Below are 16,074 nucleotides of genomic sequence, written 5' to 3'. Positions count from 1 at the left end.
TAAAAAGGTAAAAGTAAAAAGTGTGATGTGAAATACAGATTCATCAACTGATGAAAACTTCTACACATTTTTTTTCATAGCTTTAATATTAATGCGGCCTTTACTTTATACTTTTCACTTAGCTCTTTTTACTTTTTACTTTTATCTATTAAACTTACATTCACATTCATTCCTGCGCTCAGCTTATTGAGATCCGCTTTCTTGTTAGATTCGGTAAACTCTATTCTTACCGGAATTCTCTGCTGAACTTTGATAAAGTTCCCGGTAGAGTTATCCGTTGGAACACTGGAATATCTTGAACCTGTCGCGGCAGAAATAGCCGTTACAACACCTTCAAATTTCTGTCCGCCTAATGCATCGACGGTCATTATCAGCTTTTCACCTATCTTGATATCAGGCATCTGGCTTTCAAGGAAATTGGCAGTCACCCATTTTTGTCCATTTAATACAATGGTGGCTACCTGCTGCCCCGGCTGTATCAGCTGACCTTCAGAGATCGTTCTGCGTCCCATTACTCCGTCATACGGTGCCGTGATCACGGTATAGGAAAGATTGATCTTTGCCATATCCAAAGCAGCTTTTGTTCTTTTGATCTCCGCATCATTAATTCCCAATTTGCTTTTCACCTCTGTGGTAGAAAGATTTGCAGACTGTTTTTGGTTAACTAAAGTTTCATAGGCAGCTTTCTGTGCATCATACTCAGTTTTTACCTGATCATATTGTTGTCTGGTTACTGCTTCCGAAGCCAGCAGGTTTTTGTAACGGTTGAGATTCTGCTCAGCATTCCAGAGTCTTGCTTTGGCTCCGGCAATATTGGATTCCATCACACTGATATTATTGGAAACTGTATTCACGGAAGAACTCGTAGCAGTTCTCTGCGCAAGAGCATTCTGATAAGCTGCTTCTGCCTGCCCCAATTGGGTAAGAATCTCACGGTCATCAAGGATCACCAGAGTATCTCCTTTTTTTACCTTTTGATGTTCTATGAATTTTATTTCTTTGATATAAGCTGAAACCCTTGTGTTGATAGGATTGATAAATTCCTCAACCTGTGCTGCTTCTGTATAGGTTTTATCTCCTACATGAAAATATTCGCGCACCAGCCAGAACAGACCGAAACCAATTACCACAAAGACGATAATATTGGATATGATGGCTCTTATTCTGTTCTTTTTATTTTGTTTCTTTTTGGCTTCGGCACTGGATTGTACCTGGACAGAAGATGTATTCTGTGTATTTTGTTCCTTGTTTTCCATTGTTTTATTCACCTTTTAAAAATTATAATGTTCCCGTAGATTTCAGAAGATTGTAATATTGATACAAAGTGTTGATCTCTGCATTGGCATAATCTAATTCCGATTGCAGTTTCTGGTTCTGAGCATCAATCATTTCTGCCTGTACCGCCAATTGGTTAAGGTATTTTGCTTCGGTAATTTTATAGTTTTCTTCAGCCAGTTGTTTGGCATCATTAAGAATTTCAGCCTGCTGAATGGCTTCCTGATATTTGATATAGGCGGCATTCACAGCCATATCCACATTCTGTTGGGTCAGTGTTACGGCATCATTCGCCTGGTTTTTCTGAAGCTCTCCCAGCTTTACTCTTTCTTTGGTTTTATATAAATTATCAATATTATAGCTCAAAGAGATTCCGGTCTGCCATCCTCCCGAATACATATCGATTACAGGATTTCTCGTAGTGATAGGTCTCTGTAAAGTATATCCTCCGAACCCTGAAACCGTAGGCATCTTGTCGGTTTTAATAATTTCGATATTCTTGTCGGCCACATTAACATTGGTTTGTGCAGATTTCAGCAAAGGATTGTTGTCATGGGCAAGATTCAGGTAATACTCTATTCCGATTCCGGATTCTTTGTTTTCCAGACTTTCAATGGGAAGAATTTCAGTATCTGAAGGAAGACCAAGGGCAATATTCAGATTATAATTAAGGATTTTCCTATTGTTGACCAATGTAAGAATTCCCTGATCTAAATTTTTAATAGCAAGCTCACCACGGATCACTTCATTTCGGGTTACCATTCCCTGCTGGTAGAATTTCTGAATGTTTTTAAGACGTTCCTGGGCCAGTTTCTTGTTACTATGAAAAACCTGCTGTTGATTTAAAATTTTATAAACATCAAGATAGTTGGAGATCACCAGAAACTTTACATCCTGCTTATTCTTTTCGAGGTCTAATTCAGAAAGCTGCTCACGAAGCCCCGCCAGTTCAATCGATTTATTGACTAATCCACCTTTGAAGATCAGCTGGGTAGCCTGAACACCATACGTGCTTCCATAATGAGGCATCGGAACGTTTGTAGACTGGGAAAAATCTTTATCAATCACCACCGCATCACCTAAATAAAACTGACTTGTAGAAGCGGTAATGTTGGGAAGTTTCTGAAGTTTTACGACATTGGTATTCTGTTTTGCAATATCAATATTCTGTGCCGAGACTTTCAGCTGCTGATGATTCTGAAGGGCAAGTTCTGCCACTTCATTCGCTGTCATCTGTTTTATTTCCTGTGAAAAAAACAGCGCAGGAAAGACTGCTATCATAAATGACAGCACTGTTTTTATATTCTGTATCATTTTACCTTGTTTTACGAATGCAAAGTTATGGCATGAGGAAACTCAAACAAATGTTTGAATTTTGGAAAAGGATGTTCAAATGTAAGATTCTAACTTTCGAACTGATTTCTGTACTGTGTGGGGCTTTCGCCTAAATGTTTTTTAAAAAAGTGTGAAAAAGAGTACTGATCACTAAAACCGAGCATTGCGGAAATTTCAGAGACAGGCTTATTTGAGGAATTTAAAAGGACTTTCGCTTCATTGATTACAATTAAAGCAATGATCTCACTGGCCGACTTACCAGTAACCGTCTTCACCACAGACGAAAGATGTCTGGTTGTAATCGACTGGCGTCCGGCATAAAACTCAACGCTTCTTTCAGTGTTGTGGTATTTTGCCACGTCATTGAGAAAAACAAAAACAATTTCTTCCTGTCTCGACATCTGATTCATGGCAGTATTGTCTTCTTTGGAAATAATACCGGCCATCTGGTAACAGAATACAGAAAAAAGATGCTCTACAATTTCTTTTTTATAGGTCATTTCCGTATCAGAATCGAGGATATACTTTAAAAAATTAACGCTTTTCCATACGACTTCCATCTCATCAGCATGAAAAGGGACACCAATATTCATCTGCTGGCGGAAGTACCTGTACGTAATTAATCTGTTGAATTTTAATGATAATGCTGAGATAAATTCTCTTTTGTAAGAAACCATCCTCGACTGAAAATCATCACTTACAGAGATCATTTCATAGACCGTTTGCGGGTCTGTTACCATAAACATATTGGCAGAAAGCTCCAGATCACGGAAAGATTGTTTTAGCTTAATGGTTCCTGTTTTAATAAAGATAAATGCAGGATTATCTGGCCGGAAAGGCTTGTCGACAGCAATTCTCTCGAAAATATTATGTTGCGTAAAAATCTCAACCCCGAATTTTTCTAAGACAGACATAAGACAAATGTAAGCAATATGTCGAGTGATTACAAAAATTTATTATTTTAGTAATTCCCAAATTATAGCTATGAGAAAAATTGATTTGCTTTTCGCAGAGTATAGTGAAAGCCACAGAAATTCTACTAACAAACTGATTCACTGGATCTGTGTTCCGTTTATTTTCTGGACGATCCTTGGCTTTATTTCACTTATCCCGTCAAAATCGATATGCTTTATCTACATTGGTTGCATCAGCTATGTAAGCCTTGCTGCAATGGCTTTAGTTACGATCTTTTATATAAGACTTTCTGTTCTTATCAGCATCGTTATGCTTATTATAATGGTAATCATGGAAAGTTTTGCGTATGGAATCAATATTCGGTTCAGAGAAAATTCATGGATCGTCTATCTCTCGGTTTTCATTGTCACCTGGATCTTACAATTTGTAGGACATAAAATTGAAGGAAAGAAACCTTCCTTTCTTAAAGATTTACAGTTTCTTTTAGTGGGACCAATCTGGCTGCTAAGCTTTATCCTTAAAAAAATTGGAATCAGATATTAGAATTCTTGCTAAGGATGACGGCATCACACTTCAAGCCTGATTAATCTTCCAGAGCATATACTGCAAAACTTGCCAGCCAGTGATCACCTCCATAATTTCCCTGGAAAAGTAGAGGAAGTCCGTTATTTAAAAAAGTTATTGCTGTTTTTTGAAATTCTTTTTTTAAAGGATGATTAGCAGTTAAGGACTTTGCAATACCTTTCATGCACCATGCTTTGGTGAAAGACAGCCCTACCAGATGTACCGTTTGATAATCAGACAAATCGCTTACCACAGGAATCTTTTCTATATTTTCAATACCGCGTTTATCGTAAAATCTGTCCAGCCACCGAACATATTCTGCAGTTGGTAAAACCCTTCTCATCAGATCCGCAATTTCAAGGCTCGGAGAAAAGAAATCCGAACCGTCCGGCTCAAGGTAAGCAGGAGTTTTTTCATCTTTCAAATAAAAATATTTTGCTTTTTCAATCAACTGGTTTTCAAATTTATCTCCTGTTGCTCTTGCCCAATCGATTGCAAAAGCCATGGCAAAAGCCGTATTAGGATGAACTCCTGTTCTGTTCGGGTATGTCTGCTTAGGTAAATAGGTTTTCCAGGCGTTTAAAATTTTATCTGTCAAAGGTTTAAGATTCTGATGCCAGATTTTAGCTTTGGGATGATTCCATGTGGCTAATTCTTCGTCAAGTTTAAGTAACCATGCCCAGCCATACGTTCTTTCAAAAGTTCCTGTCAGTTGGTATTTTGTAAAATAATCTGCTTCTGCCTGTAGATTTTCTTTTCTGAAGGAGTTATCGAGAATATTTTCAATGTCTTTTGCAATAGATAAGTCATTTTTTGACTTTAAGAGCCGAACCAGCATCCAATGTCCGTGTACCGAACTATGCCAGTCGAAACATCCGTAAAAAGCAGGATGCAGATCTTTAGGACTTAAGGGAACTTCATTAGCATTATTAATGATATGTGCTGTTTTATTAGGATACTCCTGAGTAATGCATTGAAGTGGCTTTTCGGATAATTTTACTGCCATTTCATCGGTAAGCATCGGCGCTTTCTGAGCAAACATCAAAACAGAAGGAAAAATAAGGACTAAGAGGCTTTTTTTCATTGACTAAAAATATAAAATTATTTCAAGTTTATGTTCTAAAAAATTAATCGAAATTGTAATCTAAACATTATTAATAAATTTTTAAATTCGCAACAAAACAATACAAATGGATGAAAATGAAATTTCTTATTTGGTAAGGAAATGTATTTTTAATGTATACAATAAACTTGGTCCTGAGCTCCTTGAAATTATTTATCAGCGGATTTTAATTTACGAGCTTGAAGAAAACGGACTGGATATAAAATCAGAGGTAGAAATTCCTGTAATTTATGACGAGAAAAAGTTTGATTTAAATTTCAGAATTGATATTTTGGTTGAAAACAAAGTTATCTTAGAATTAAAGTCTGTAAAAAGTATTGAAGATATTCATTACAAGCAATTGCATACTTATTTGAAACTTTCAGATAAAAAACTAGGATTACTTATCAATTTTAATACAACAAATATTTTGGATGGAATTAAAAGAGTTGTGAATAATTTATAATTTTCTCTCGATGATTTTGCAGATCAAGCAGATATTATTTTAATTTTAATCCGCGTCAGCAAATCAGCGAGAGATTATAATCAACTAATAACTGATTTTATTTTCCTAACACAAATACAGCCGGAATTTTATGGAGTTCCGGTTTTTGTTTCTGCCATTCTTTTATCGTTTTGGTTTTGATAAACTCGTGCTCCGGATCGTTGATATTGGCAGCGATACAAAGCTTTGCATTCGGTGATAAAAACTTGCAGAGATCTTCAAAAAGCTGGTTGTTCCTGTAAGGTGTTTCCATAAAAATCTGTGAATATCCTGTCTTTTGAACCAGACTTTCAAGCTGAAGAATCTGTTTTTTCTTTTCTCCTTTATCAATCGGCAAATATCCGTTGAATGTAAATTCCTGACCGTTGAAACCACTTGAAATCAACGCTAGAATAATCGAAGAAGGTCCGGAAATAGGAATCACCCGAATATTCTTTTCGTGGCACCATTTAACAATTAAATTACCCGGATCAGCAATACATGGAAGCCCGGCCTCGGAAAGCAATCCAAAATCCTGACCTTTCAACATCAGCTCCTGAGCTTCTTTGATATCAGCATTTTCCGTGTATTTATCTAAAAGAAAAAGTTTCAGATCCGATTGTCTTTTTTCTGGGGCAAAAAATTTAACAACCTTCCTTGCGGTTTTTTCATTTTCCACAAAAAAACAGTCGGTTTGCATGATGTAATCTTTTATCACAGGTGAAAAGTGCGTGATAGAAGTATTTTCGGAAAGGTAAGCTGGAAGTAAAAAAAGCATTCTCTTTATTTTTAATGTAAAATTTCTTTTAAAATTGATTCGCATCCACGGTCCAAAAGCTGGAAAACATCCTCAAAATCCGTCATATCACCCCAATACGGATCCGGGACTTCAGCATTCTGATGATCGCCCAAAGCTTCCAGAAATAAAGAAACTTTCTGTCTCTGATTTTCATTTTGCGCTTTTGAAACGACATCTGCCAACACATCTACATCCATACAGTAGATTTTATCAAATATCTCAAAATCTTTTGTTGTGATGGGCCTTGATCTCTGCTTTGAAATATCGATTCCGTGATGAGCTGCAGTTTTTATAGCTCTTTTATCAGGATGCTCACCCTCATGAAGTGAAATCGTTCCCGCAGAATCTATTAAAAAATCTTTAGGTGCTTTAGCTTTCATTATTCCTTCGGCAAGAGGGCTTCTGCAGATATTTCCCAGGCAGACCATCAGTATTTTCATGGCAATATATCGGTTAAAATTTAATTTCAGACAAAGCTAAATAAAAAATGAAGAATAAAATTATTCTCCATTTTCATTATTATTAAATTATTTCTTATTGTTTAATTCTTTCAGATAATTCCTTAACGTATTTTTTAACCTCCTTGTCGATTTTAGAAACATCTTTAATAGTTTCGCAGGCATACATTACCGTAGAATGGTCTTTTCCCCCCATTTCTTCGCCGATCTTTGTGAAAGTGGCATTCGTTAATTCTTTAGCAAAATACATGGCCAGCTGTCTCGGAAGAGCAATTTCTCTTTTTCTTGTTTTTGATAAAAGCTGCTCTCTTTTAATTCCGAAATAATCACAAACCACTTCCTGAATGTAAGGAATATTGATGATTTTTTTCTGATTGGCCGCAATCTTATTGATCGTATCCTTTAATAATTCAAGACTTAAGTCTGATTTATAAATAGTAGAATAAGCAATCACGGAATTGATCACCCCGATAAGCTCCCTCACATTTGTCTTGGCTTCAGAAGCAAGAAAATCAAGCATATCATCAGTCAATACGATACCATCTCTGCTTAATTTATCGACGATAATCTGTTTACGGGTGCTGTAATCCGGAGATTTGATCTCTGCAGAAAGTCCCCATTTGAAACGGGAAACAATTCTGTCCTGAATATCCATAATATCAGCCGGAGCCTTATCAGAAGTAAGGATAATCTGTTTTCCGTTCTGATGCAGATAATCGAAAATATGGAAGAAGCTGTCCTGAGTGGCAGACTTCCCGGAAAGGAACTGGATATCATCAATGATCAGAACATCCACCATCTGGTAAAAATTGGCAAATTCTGTCTGTTTATGTGCTTTTGCCGCAGAAATAAACTGCTGGATAAATTTCTCAGAAGAAAGATACAGAACCACTTTATCAGGAAACTGGCTCTTTACTTCCAATCCAACAGCCTGGCCAAGGTGGGTTTTTCCGACTCCGTATCCACCGTATAAGAACAATGGGTTAAAAGCCGTTGCACCCGGTCTTTTGGCAATAGATCTTGCAACAGTAGCCGCAAATTTATTACTTTCCCCTTCTACATAATTATCAAAAGAGAAATCAGATTTCAAGTTGGAATCAATATTTACCTTTTTGATTCCCGGTACTACAAAAGGATTTACAATGTTAGATGAAAAACCTTGAGGCATCGTTTCCTGAACTTTTGGAGTAGGAACTGTCTTTCCTTTCATATTCATGGTAACGGGCTTCTCTAAGCCGGCAGGCTTATTCTCCATTACAGAATACCACAATTTAACACCTTTTCCTATATTTTTCTTCAGGGCAGCAGAAAGCAAGGACAGGTAATTATCCTCTATATATTCCTTGTAAAAATCACTCGGGACCATCAGCGTAAGGTTATTGTCAACCAAAGAAATTGGCTGTACCTTATCAAATAGCAAATCGAAAGATTTTTCAAGCTTTTTAAGATCAGAATTATCTTCAGCTGCGTTTAGATTATCGCGCATGAACTGAAGGCACTTCTGCCATGTCAACATTAAATTTTCATCCATAATTTATGCCCCGATTGTTCTTTGTTAGTATTATTTTTTTGGAAGGAAGACAAAGGTCTAAATTTTTTATTTTAAAAAAAAATATTGCGCTTATTGATTATTTAAAAATATATTTGTATGTATAATTAAGCAATAATAATGATACACACAAAACACTCATTACGAGTCCGTTACGGAGAAACAGACCCCATGAAATACGTTTATTACGGCAACTACGCAGAGTACCTCGAAATTGGAAGAGTAGAACTTTTCAGAAGCATCGGAATGTCGTATAATGAGATTGAGAATCAAGGAATTTGGCTGCCTGTTTCAGAGTATAAAATTAAGTATTTGCGTCCTGCTTATTATGATGAAAAACTGGAAATACACACCTATGTAAGAAAAATACCGGGCGTAAGAATAGAATTCGATTATGAAATTTTCAATGAAGAGAATATTAAAATCACCGAAGCTTCCACTACCCTGTTTTTTCTTGATGCCACAACCAATAAAGTAGTAAAATGTCCGGATTATCTTATGAAACTCATCAAAGAGAACTGGAATGAATAAATTTCAATCATAATAAAAAAATAATGAAGATTGCATTTTTAGGTCCTGAGGCCAGCTTTACACAGCTTGCAGCGATTCAGCTTTTTCCAGATCATGAACTTGTGCCCCAGCCCAATATATTAGACTGCTTTATAGCCTTGGAAAAAGGTGAGGTAAAAAAAGCAGTTGTCCCACTCGAGAATTCTATTGAAGGAACGGTATCCATGACACTCGACTATTTATACAAAACGCCTGGCATCAGAATACAGGCTGAAGCTGTCATGCCGATTGCCCATCACCTGATGATTCATCCTGATTCTGACCCGGGACGTATTGAAAAAATATATTCGCATCCCCAGGCATTGGCCCAGAGCTTTCATTTTCTGGACGAACATTTTAAAGATGTTCAGAAACAGGATTTTTCCTCCACTGCCGCCGCGGCAAAATATGTCGTGGAAAATCCTCAAAGAAATCTGGCTGCCGTAGCCAATCAGTTCGCTGCAAACCTTTACGGGCTGAAGATCATTCACCATAACATCCAGGATTTTGAGCAGAACCATACACGATTTATCATCCTCTCCAAAGATTCAGGCAGTTATGAAAATGAAGACTTAAAGATTCTGGGTGAAAAATCCGGACTTCTTATTACGTTACCAGAAGACCATGCAGGGGGACTTCATCAGGTGTTATCTGTTTTTGCATGGCGAAAGATGAACCTCAGCAAAATAGAATCCAGAACATTAAAAACAGGATTGGGAAATTATTTCTTTTTTATCAATGTGGTTGGAAAATGGGAAACAGCGTTACATCAAAATGCACTGGAAGAGCTGAAAGCGCTGGATGCAGAAGTTTATTTTTTAGGAAACTATAAAGAATTTAATTTAGAAAGTTAAAATTACTCTGTTCGCGATTTGTATGGTCGAATAATCATACCTGCTTAAAAAACATTTGATTATATTTGAGAGTATCAAAACCGGAAAACATGTATATCCTGGTCATTATCTTAATTATAATCTTTATTTTTCTTTTTACCCAGCTTAGTACAAGAATCAGGAATCTGGAAAACGAAATTTCTGAGATCAGAAAAATACAAGCCGAAAAACAAAAGGAAGAAGAAAAAGACATTGCTGAAACAGTAATTTTTGCTGAAGAAAAACCAGATATGGCACCGGAAATTCCTTCTGAAGTTTCCGATGTTAAAGAGGAACCGAAAGACCGGATCAGGCCGGTGTTTGAATTTTTACAACAGAATGCCCTGACGATTACCGGCATCTTTACACTGGTACTGGGAATCGGATATTTCGTAAAGTATGCCATTGACAAAAACTGGATCGGTGAAATATCAAGAGCAGGAATAGGATTTGCCGTGGGTGTAACAATCATTGCCATGGGTCATTTTCTGCGTAGAAATTATACAGTATTTGCTTCCATAATTACAGGCGGCGGTATCGCAATTTTATATTTCACCACCACGATTGCATTTCGCGAATACCATCTTTTTGCACAAAGCACAGCATTTTCCGTTACGTGTATCATCACTGTTCTTTCAATACTGCTTTCTTACTACTATAAAAGTGAAATTCTCATCATCTTTTCTTTGTTCGGGGGATTCCTGGCGCCGCTGATGATCAGTACGGGTGAGAGTAATTATCCGTTTCTGTTCACTTACATTAGCGTGATCAATATTGGGATGCTGGCAGTTGCGTTTCTGCGACATTGGAAAAGCATTGGATGGATCGCCTTTATTTTCACATACCTGTATCTTTTTTACTGGACATTTGAAAAAACCGAAATCATTACGATTTACTTTTATATAGCAAGCTATATTATTTTTTACGTGTTTGCATTGCAGAGTTATTTCAGGAAACACAGATTATCATCCCGGGATATCTTAATGCTTGTCCTTATCAATTTTACCAGCATCATTGGCACGGTGTATATTTTTAAGCAACTACAGTATGATCCTGTTATTATATTCCCGGTCAGCTTTAGTTTGCTTAATTGCATTCTGCTTTACCGGGAATATACAGAAAATAAATCAAGCCTCAGCCATTCTGTATTTTCAGGAATGGTGGTGAGTCTTATTACAGTAGCGGTAGCATTGCAATTCCGGGCACATTTGATTACCAGTGTATGGGCCGTTGAAGCCACGCTTCTTTTGTTTATCTGGAAAAAAAACAATCTCCTGATTTTCAAAATCTTCTTTTACATCCTCTTCCCTCTTGTAATTATTGCTCAGATGATGACCTGGGCAGAATATCTTGATGCAAAAAATCTTACCCCTGTTTTCAATCCGATATTTCTGACGAGTTCCGTAACGGTATTCACTACACTTGTCAATTTAATTTTATTAAGAAAACTCCCCGAAAGTAAACTGCATGACAACAGCTTTTTTGAAAACCTTTTCACTTCGGTGAGCTTCGCCATAGTTTATGTAGCATTACTGCTGGAAATTTTATATCAAATTTCGGAAATGCCTCCGATCATTATTTTCAGTACTGCGATGCTTTTCAGTATCTGCTATATTCTTACCATTTTGCTTTTCAGGAAAAAACTGGAGATCGGTCAGATCCTGGAAATCGCTCTGCTCTATATCTTTTTATCTTTGATTATTTTTAATACCATCATCTCCGGAACCGGTATTATAAGCCATATTGTAATGAAAAAGCTGGACATCCAATATTACTTTTTATATGGATTGTATCTGCTTCCGCTACTTTATACAACATTAAAAATTTTACGGGATTCCGCGTTCTTCTGCATAAGGCTTTCCTATTGGCTCCTTACTGCAACTATTGTCATTGCCGTAAGTATGGAATTTTATCACCTGTATATACTGATTTTTGCTGAAAACATAGCTCAGGTGTCGAAACTGCAGACTCATTTCAGCCTTCTATATCTTCCGATTATCTGGGCAGTTTTGGCAAGCATTTTTATTTACACAGGATTAAAAAGCAATGCGCGGGAATATGGGAAGGCAGGATTTGCCCTGCTGGTTGTAATGATTTTGAAGTTATATCTCCACGATGTCTGGAAAATGGATAATGTTTCAAGAATTATTGCTTTTATTATCCTCGGGATCATTCTGCTTCTCAGTTCATTCCTGTTTCAGCGATTGAAGAATCTATTGAAAACGATTGTTGAAAAAAAGGATGATGAGCCTGAAAACAACCACCATGAATTATGAAAAAAAATGTTTATTTATAAATATTCTTTAAATTATTTTAAAAATCCATTCGCACTTTACAAAAAATAACTATATTTATCAAGTATTTAATAAGACTTATTGTAAAGCATTATGAAAAAATTATTCTACTCTTTTTTACTGTTGTCATCTGCTACATTATTTGCCCAGAAAAATGTTTCCGCAAAATTTGCAGTGGCCGGTGATACTGTCGGAACGGTAGATCTCTTTACAAACAGTTACAAGAACACAATCGAAGGTACACGTTCTTATAAATCTGCTGCTGAACTTCCGCAAAACTTAAAGAAATTCAGCTTTATCGCAGATAACGGCTTGGTAGAATACAAGCTTAAAAAGAATCAGGGAGCCCTTGATAAAACCACACTTTCTGATCTTAATACCCGCCATGGACTTGCTGATGGAACTCCGGTATTCATCGATGGTTATGAATTTAAAAATACCAATCTCACAATTTTCGAAGAAATGCTGAGTAAAGTGGAAGTGAATGACAGCCATGGTTTAAAAGCCATATCCGTAAGTACTAAAAAATAATTTCTTAAACATATTTAAATGTAAAGGATACTTCTGTGAGTATCCTTTTTAATTTGTGAAATATTACTTCAGTTCTAAACCGCAACTGACGAATCAATAGTATTAATATTTATTGTTCCATTTCTTTTTCAGTTCTTCGTAGATCTTTTTTTCCGTGGCATTATTCCCGGGTTCATACAATTTTACATCCCTGATCTCCTCCGGCAGAAAATCCTGATTTACAAAATTCCCTTCATAAGAATGGGCATATTTATACTCCTTTCCATAATCAAGGTCTTTCATCAGTTTGGTAGGTGCATTTCTCAGATGCAGCGGTACGGGCAGGTTTCCGGTTTTCTTTACCAGTGCCATGGCCTCATTAATCGCCATATAGGTCGAATTGCTCTTTGGAGAAACAGCCAGATAAACCGCCGTTTCACTCAGGATAATTCTTGCTTCCGGATTCCCGATCACGTTCACGGCCTGAAAACAGTTGTTGGCAATCACCAAAGCATTCGGATTGGCCAGTCCGATATCTTCCGAGGCAAGGATAAGCATTCTTCTTGCAATAAATTTAATATCTTCACCGCCCGCAAGCATCCTTGCCAGCCAGTATACGGCACCGTTGGGATCGCTTCCGCGCATGGACTTAATGAAGGCTGAAATGATGTCGTAATGCTGTTCCCCATTTTTATCATACAGGGCCATCGTTTCCTGCAAAACCTCAAGCACATCATCATTCGTAATGTCTGATTTTGAAGAACCTTTATATTGATTCAGCACCAGCTCTACGGAATTGATCAGTTTCCTGGCATCTCCCCCGGAATATTGAATCATGGCTTCTTTTTCAGTGACTTTAAAATTTGTCCCTTCATCCCGGTTGAATCTTTCCAGGGCAATATCAATCAGTTCTTCAAGCTTTTCATAGCTTAAGGCTTTCAGCACATACACCTGGCTTCGGGACAGCAGTGCGGAAACCACCTCAAAGCTTGGGTTTTCCGTGGTGGCACCAATGAGTACGATCCAGCCTTTCTCTACGGCATGAAGCAAAGAATCCTGCTGAGATTTGTTGAAACGGTGAATCTCATCAATAAATAAGATCGGCGATTTTCCCGAAAAAAGATTCTGCTTCTTGGCATCTTCGATGACATCCCTTACGTCTTTCACTCCCGATGAAACGGCTGAAAGCTTATAAAACTTTCTTCCTGACTGTTCCGAAATGATTTCAGCCAGTGTTGTTTTCCCCGTTCCCGGTGGTCCCCAAAAGATGAGAGAATTCAGAGAATTATTCTGCAGCATCTTCCGTATTGTTCCCTTCTCTCCTGTCAGATGTTCCTGCCCGAGAACATCATCCAGTGTCTTCGGCCTTAATTTTTCGGCTAATGGAATATTTTGATTCAAGGTATTTTAATTATTGGTTTGCGTTGATGTATTGAATGTGAATACATTTTATTACTTACAAAGGTAGAGAAAGTATTTTTTTAAATTATAAATTGAAGATTGTTTAATTTAAATGCTCAATTATTCAAAAAGAATAATCATTGGACGAATTCAACATACTTTATTTAACACAAAGTACACAATGATTTTTAAAATGCTAATGACTTTTAAGTTTCACAAAGCCGTTTCACTTATTAAGAGTTCGCTAAGGTTAATGCTACTTTACTTGTCCTATTTGTTTAAAAAGAAACCCGCCGATGATTGGGCGGGTTACAATACTAAGTTTTTTACTATATATATTTTCTGATTCGTCGATTCGAGTTTTTTCTCGTAACAAAGTGGAGAAAAAATGTATCGAGAATGAAATTTATCCTCAAAAATCACCAACTTCTCGATACGATTTTTTCAAAATCTACTCGAAGTGACGAAATGACTCAATGCACAACGGGTCATTAATGTTTTATTGCTGTAAAGGAGGCTTCTGATCACTCTGAGGAATCGCCTTATCCTTTCGGTTCACCAGCAACACATTATACTGATCGGTAAGTGCATTAAGCTGATTGATCACTGTGGAATAAGGCGACGGCGGTGTTTCCGTCAGCAGATGAAGCGCATCGATACGGTCGCGTAATGCATAATAAGCGGCATTGGCTTCTTCCCTTTTCGATTTAATAGTATCCGGATTCGCATCACCATATTCCTGAGTACGGGAAAGATATTTTGCATTGAACTGCTCGTTGGCATCTTTCAGCTCGTTTACCCAATCTGATAAATCAAAAAAGGCAATGGCATCCATCAGTTCCGGCTTATTTTCCCAGTCGCGGATCAGGTTGTTGAGGGTGGCGGTTTCTGCCTGGTAGTTGAGACGGGCAATGCCGCTTCCGTACAAAGCCATATTTTCGAGAAGTAATTGTGACTTCTGTTTTTTATCTGCTTCGAAATGATAAGAATGCCCTAAAAGAAAATAATAAGTTCCGTTGATGGCATTATCCCTTCTCTCGTCCAACAACAGAAGATCCTGCGTTTTCTCATTAGCTAACGCTTTCTTATACAGATTTTCCAACTCGGAAATTCTGGCATTAAAAGCCGAAAGCTTGGCATCGATCTGTAAGGTTTCGGGATTGTTCAGGGCGATAATTCCTGAAAAGTCTTTTACGTACTGCAGGTATTCTGCATTGCGGAGTAATCGTAATTCAATTGTATTCATAATTTTTTAACATTGTTTGCGTTTTTACCGGGAAAGTCTGTTGCTAGGGTGCAAGAAGGTTTCCCGCCTACGGGAAAGTCTGTCGCAGGGGTGCAACAACTTTTCCCGGTTACCGGAAAAGTCATTACAAGGGTGCATTGAACTTTCCCGGTTTCCAAAAAACCCTGACGCTAGGGTGCGGCAAGCTTTCCGGAAAAATGAATACCATCAATTTTCCGGTATATTCATTTCTATTACAAATATATGATTTCAAATAACACTTGCAAAGAATTTCATATTCTCTGCAAAGAGTTTAAAAATAAAAGACATGGCTTCCCTAAAACCACAAATCGATCAACCCTGAAAAATCTCCGACCAACACGCTTCTGTCTTGCCGAAAGTTCTGATATATTTAAACCAATTTCCAATTTTTTAGCCTATTTTTGCAATGTTTTGAAAGTCACAGCTAATAAAATAATCACTTTTCCTCTGGTAATTCTTATCCGGTTTTACCAATGGTTTATTTCACCACTGCTCCCTAAAAACTGCAGGTATGAACCGACATGCTCGCATTATATGGTAAAAGCGTTGCAGGTGCACGGACCTGTTAAAGGGTTCTGGCTGGGCATAAAAAGAATTTCAAGATGTCATCCATGGGGAGGAAGCGGCTATGATCCTGTTCCACCCAAAAAAAGTAAAATTTAGATTAAAACAAACTACTAAAAAAATAGAAATGAGTAAT

Annotated in this window: 16 protein-coding genes; 7 read left to right on the top strand and 9 right to left on the bottom strand. The window is 37.2% G+C overall.

Annotated features, from left to right (window positions below; translation table 11 throughout):
- Nucleotides 1-128: 128 nt before the first annotated feature.
- From AC3WV0_RS00910 to AC3WV0_RS00900, 3 genes are all read right to left on the bottom strand, one after another.
- Nucleotides 129-1,256 (bottom strand): HlyD family secretion protein, encoded by a 1,128-nt coding sequence (locus AC3WV0_RS00910; protein ID WP_488843127.1) that lies wholly within the window; start codon nucleotides 1,254-1,256, stop codon nucleotides 129-131.
- Between the two features lie 22 nt (nucleotides 1,257-1,278).
- Nucleotides 1,279-2,589 (bottom strand): TolC family protein, encoded by a 1,311-nt coding sequence (locus AC3WV0_RS00905; RefSeq protein WP_488843125.1) that lies wholly within the window; start codon nucleotides 2,587-2,589, stop codon nucleotides 1,279-1,281.
- 89 nt (nucleotides 2,590-2,678) lie between these two features.
- Nucleotides 2,679-3,524, bottom strand: coding sequence for a helix-turn-helix domain-containing protein (locus AC3WV0_RS00900; protein ID WP_488843123.1), 846 nt, complete (start codon nucleotides 3,522-3,524; stop codon nucleotides 2,679-2,681).
- A 70-nt stretch (nucleotides 3,525-3,594) separates the two neighbouring features.
- Between AC3WV0_RS00900 and AC3WV0_RS00895 the strand changes: the two genes are divergently transcribed.
- Entirely contained in the window at nucleotides 3,595-4,068 is a 474-nt protein-coding gene (locus tag AC3WV0_RS00895; RefSeq protein ID WP_488843121.1) for an Mpo1 family 2-hydroxy fatty acid dioxygenase, read from the top strand.
- A 40-nt stretch (nucleotides 4,069-4,108) separates the two neighbouring features.
- Here the strand turns inward: AC3WV0_RS00895 and AC3WV0_RS00890 are convergent, their stop codons facing one another.
- Nucleotides 4,109-5,173 carry a DUF2891 domain-containing protein gene (locus tag AC3WV0_RS00890; RefSeq protein ID WP_488843119.1) on the bottom strand — a complete coding sequence of 355 codons (1,065 nt, stop codon included), beginning with the start codon at nucleotides 5,171-5,173 and terminating at the stop codon, nucleotides 4,109-4,111.
- Nucleotides 5,174-5,279: 106 nt separating this feature from the next.
- On the opposite strand from AC3WV0_RS00890, the gene AC3WV0_RS00885 reads away from it, so the two are divergent.
- The gene (locus AC3WV0_RS00885) at nucleotides 5,280-5,657 is read left to right on the top strand and encodes a GxxExxY protein (RefSeq protein WP_488843118.1); all 378 of its coding nucleotides are present in this window, start codon (nucleotides 5,280-5,282) and stop codon (nucleotides 5,655-5,657) included.
- 97 nt (nucleotides 5,658-5,754) lie between these two features.
- Here the strand turns inward: AC3WV0_RS00885 and AC3WV0_RS00880 are convergent, their stop codons facing one another.
- From AC3WV0_RS00880 to dnaA, 3 genes are all read right to left on the bottom strand, one after another.
- Nucleotides 5,755-6,453 (bottom strand): SAM-dependent methyltransferase, encoded by a 699-nt coding sequence (locus AC3WV0_RS00880; protein ID WP_488843116.1) that lies wholly within the window; start codon nucleotides 6,451-6,453, stop codon nucleotides 5,755-5,757.
- 11 nt (nucleotides 6,454-6,464) lie between these two features.
- Complete coding sequence (locus tag AC3WV0_RS00875; protein WP_488843114.1) at nucleotides 6,465-6,914, bottom strand: low molecular weight protein-tyrosine-phosphatase; 450 nt, start codon at nucleotides 6,912-6,914, stop codon at nucleotides 6,465-6,467.
- A 94-nt stretch (nucleotides 6,915-7,008) separates the two neighbouring features.
- Nucleotides 7,009-8,463, bottom strand: a complete 1,455-nt coding sequence (dnaA, locus tag AC3WV0_RS00870) for a chromosomal replication initiator protein DnaA (RefSeq protein ID WP_089998597.1) — start codon at nucleotides 8,461-8,463, stop codon at nucleotides 7,009-7,011.
- 138 nt (nucleotides 8,464-8,601) lie between these two features.
- Between dnaA and AC3WV0_RS00865 the strand changes: the two genes are divergently transcribed.
- The 4 genes from AC3WV0_RS00865 to AC3WV0_RS00850 all read left to right on the top strand — a co-directional run bounded on the left by AC3WV0_RS00865 (nucleotide 8,602) and on the right by AC3WV0_RS00850 (nucleotide 12,727).
- The gene (locus AC3WV0_RS00865) at nucleotides 8,602-9,012 is read left to right on the top strand and encodes an acyl-CoA thioesterase (protein WP_312901755.1); all 411 of its coding nucleotides are present in this window, start codon (nucleotides 8,602-8,604) and stop codon (nucleotides 9,010-9,012) included.
- 23 nt (nucleotides 9,013-9,035) lie between these two features.
- Nucleotides 9,036-9,884, top strand: a complete 849-nt coding sequence (gene pheA / locus AC3WV0_RS00860) for a prephenate dehydratase (protein ID WP_488843111.1) — start codon at nucleotides 9,036-9,038, stop codon at nucleotides 9,882-9,884.
- Between the two features lie 89 nt (nucleotides 9,885-9,973).
- Complete coding sequence (locus AC3WV0_RS00855; protein WP_488843109.1) at nucleotides 9,974-12,178, top strand: DUF2339 domain-containing protein; 2,205 nt, start codon at nucleotides 9,974-9,976, stop codon at nucleotides 12,176-12,178.
- 111 nt (nucleotides 12,179-12,289) lie between these two features.
- Entirely contained in the window at nucleotides 12,290-12,727 is a 438-nt protein-coding gene (locus AC3WV0_RS00850; RefSeq protein ID WP_488843107.1) for a hypothetical protein, read from the top strand.
- A gap of 102 nt (nucleotides 12,728-12,829) precedes the next feature.
- Here the strand turns inward: AC3WV0_RS00850 and AC3WV0_RS00845 are convergent, their stop codons facing one another.
- Nucleotides 12,830-14,107, bottom strand: a complete 1,278-nt coding sequence (locus AC3WV0_RS00845; protein ID WP_488843105.1) for a replication-associated recombination protein A — start codon at nucleotides 14,105-14,107, stop codon at nucleotides 12,830-12,832.
- 499 nt (nucleotides 14,108-14,606) lie between these two features.
- The gene (locus AC3WV0_RS00840; RefSeq protein WP_488843103.1) at nucleotides 14,607-15,353 is read right to left on the bottom strand and encodes a DUF6261 family protein; all 747 of its coding nucleotides are present in this window, start codon (nucleotides 15,351-15,353) and stop codon (nucleotides 14,607-14,609) included.
- A gap of 432 nt (nucleotides 15,354-15,785) precedes the next feature.
- Here AC3WV0_RS00840 and yidD point away from each other — a divergent pair, with 432 nt between their 5' ends.
- A complete protein-coding gene (gene yidD / locus AC3WV0_RS00835) occupies nucleotides 15,786-16,037 on the top strand; it encodes a membrane protein insertion efficiency factor YidD (RefSeq protein ID WP_488843102.1) in 252 nt (83 codons plus the stop codon).
- Nucleotides 16,038-16,074 lie beyond the last annotated feature (37 nt).

The organism is Chryseobacterium sp. 27AL (genome assembly GCF_057815395.1).
Note: the sequence above shows the minus strand (reverse complement) of the source record. Positions and strands in the feature narration are given on the sequence as shown.

What these genes read in the sequence shown, in the direction of transcription:
- AC3WV0_RS00840 (WP_488843103.1), bottom strand. Translation starts at nt 15,353, where the DNA reads ATGAATACAATTGAATTACGATTACTCCGCAATGCAGAATACCTGCAG.
- AC3WV0_RS00855 (WP_488843109.1), top strand. Translation starts at nt 9,974, where the DNA reads ATGTATATCCTGGTCATTATCTTAATTATAATCTTTATTTTTCTTTTT.
- pheA (WP_488843111.1), top strand. Translation starts at nt 9,036, where the DNA reads ATGAAGATTGCATTTTTAGGTCCTGAGGCCAGCTTTACACAGCTTGCA.
- AC3WV0_RS00865 (WP_312901755.1), top strand. Translation starts at nt 8,602, where the DNA reads ATGATACACACAAAACACTCATTACGAGTCCGTTACGGAGAAACAGAC.
- AC3WV0_RS00850 (WP_488843107.1), top strand. Translation starts at nt 12,290, where the DNA reads ATGAAAAAATTATTCTACTCTTTTTTACTGTTGTCATCTGCTACATTA.
- AC3WV0_RS00900 (WP_488843123.1), bottom strand. Translation starts at nt 3,524, where the DNA reads ATGTCTGTCTTAGAAAAATTCGGGGTTGAGATTTTTACGCAACATAAT.
- AC3WV0_RS00895 (WP_488843121.1), top strand. Translation starts at nt 3,595, where the DNA reads ATGAGAAAAATTGATTTGCTTTTCGCAGAGTATAGTGAAAGCCACAGA.
- AC3WV0_RS00885 (WP_488843118.1), top strand. Translation starts at nt 5,280, where the DNA reads ATGGATGAAAATGAAATTTCTTATTTGGTAAGGAAATGTATTTTTAAT.
- AC3WV0_RS00910 (WP_488843127.1), bottom strand. Translation starts at nt 1,256, where the DNA reads ATGGAAAACAAGGAACAAAATACACAGAATACATCTTCTGTCCAGGTA.
- AC3WV0_RS00905 (WP_488843125.1), bottom strand. Translation starts at nt 2,589, where the DNA reads ATGATACAGAATATAAAAACAGTGCTGTCATTTATGATAGCAGTCTTT.
- AC3WV0_RS00880 (WP_488843116.1), bottom strand. Translation starts at nt 6,453, where the DNA reads ATGCTTTTTTTACTTCCAGCTTACCTTTCCGAAAATACTTCTATCACG.
- AC3WV0_RS00875 (WP_488843114.1), bottom strand. Translation starts at nt 6,914, where the DNA reads ATGAAAATACTGATGGTCTGCCTGGGAAATATCTGCAGAAGCCCTCTT.
- AC3WV0_RS00890 (WP_488843119.1), bottom strand. Translation starts at nt 5,173, where the DNA reads ATGAAAAAAAGCCTCTTAGTCCTTATTTTTCCTTCTGTTTTGATGTTT.
- dnaA (WP_089998597.1), bottom strand. Translation starts at nt 8,463, where the DNA reads ATGGATGAAAATTTAATGTTGACATGGCAGAAGTGCCTTCAGTTCATG.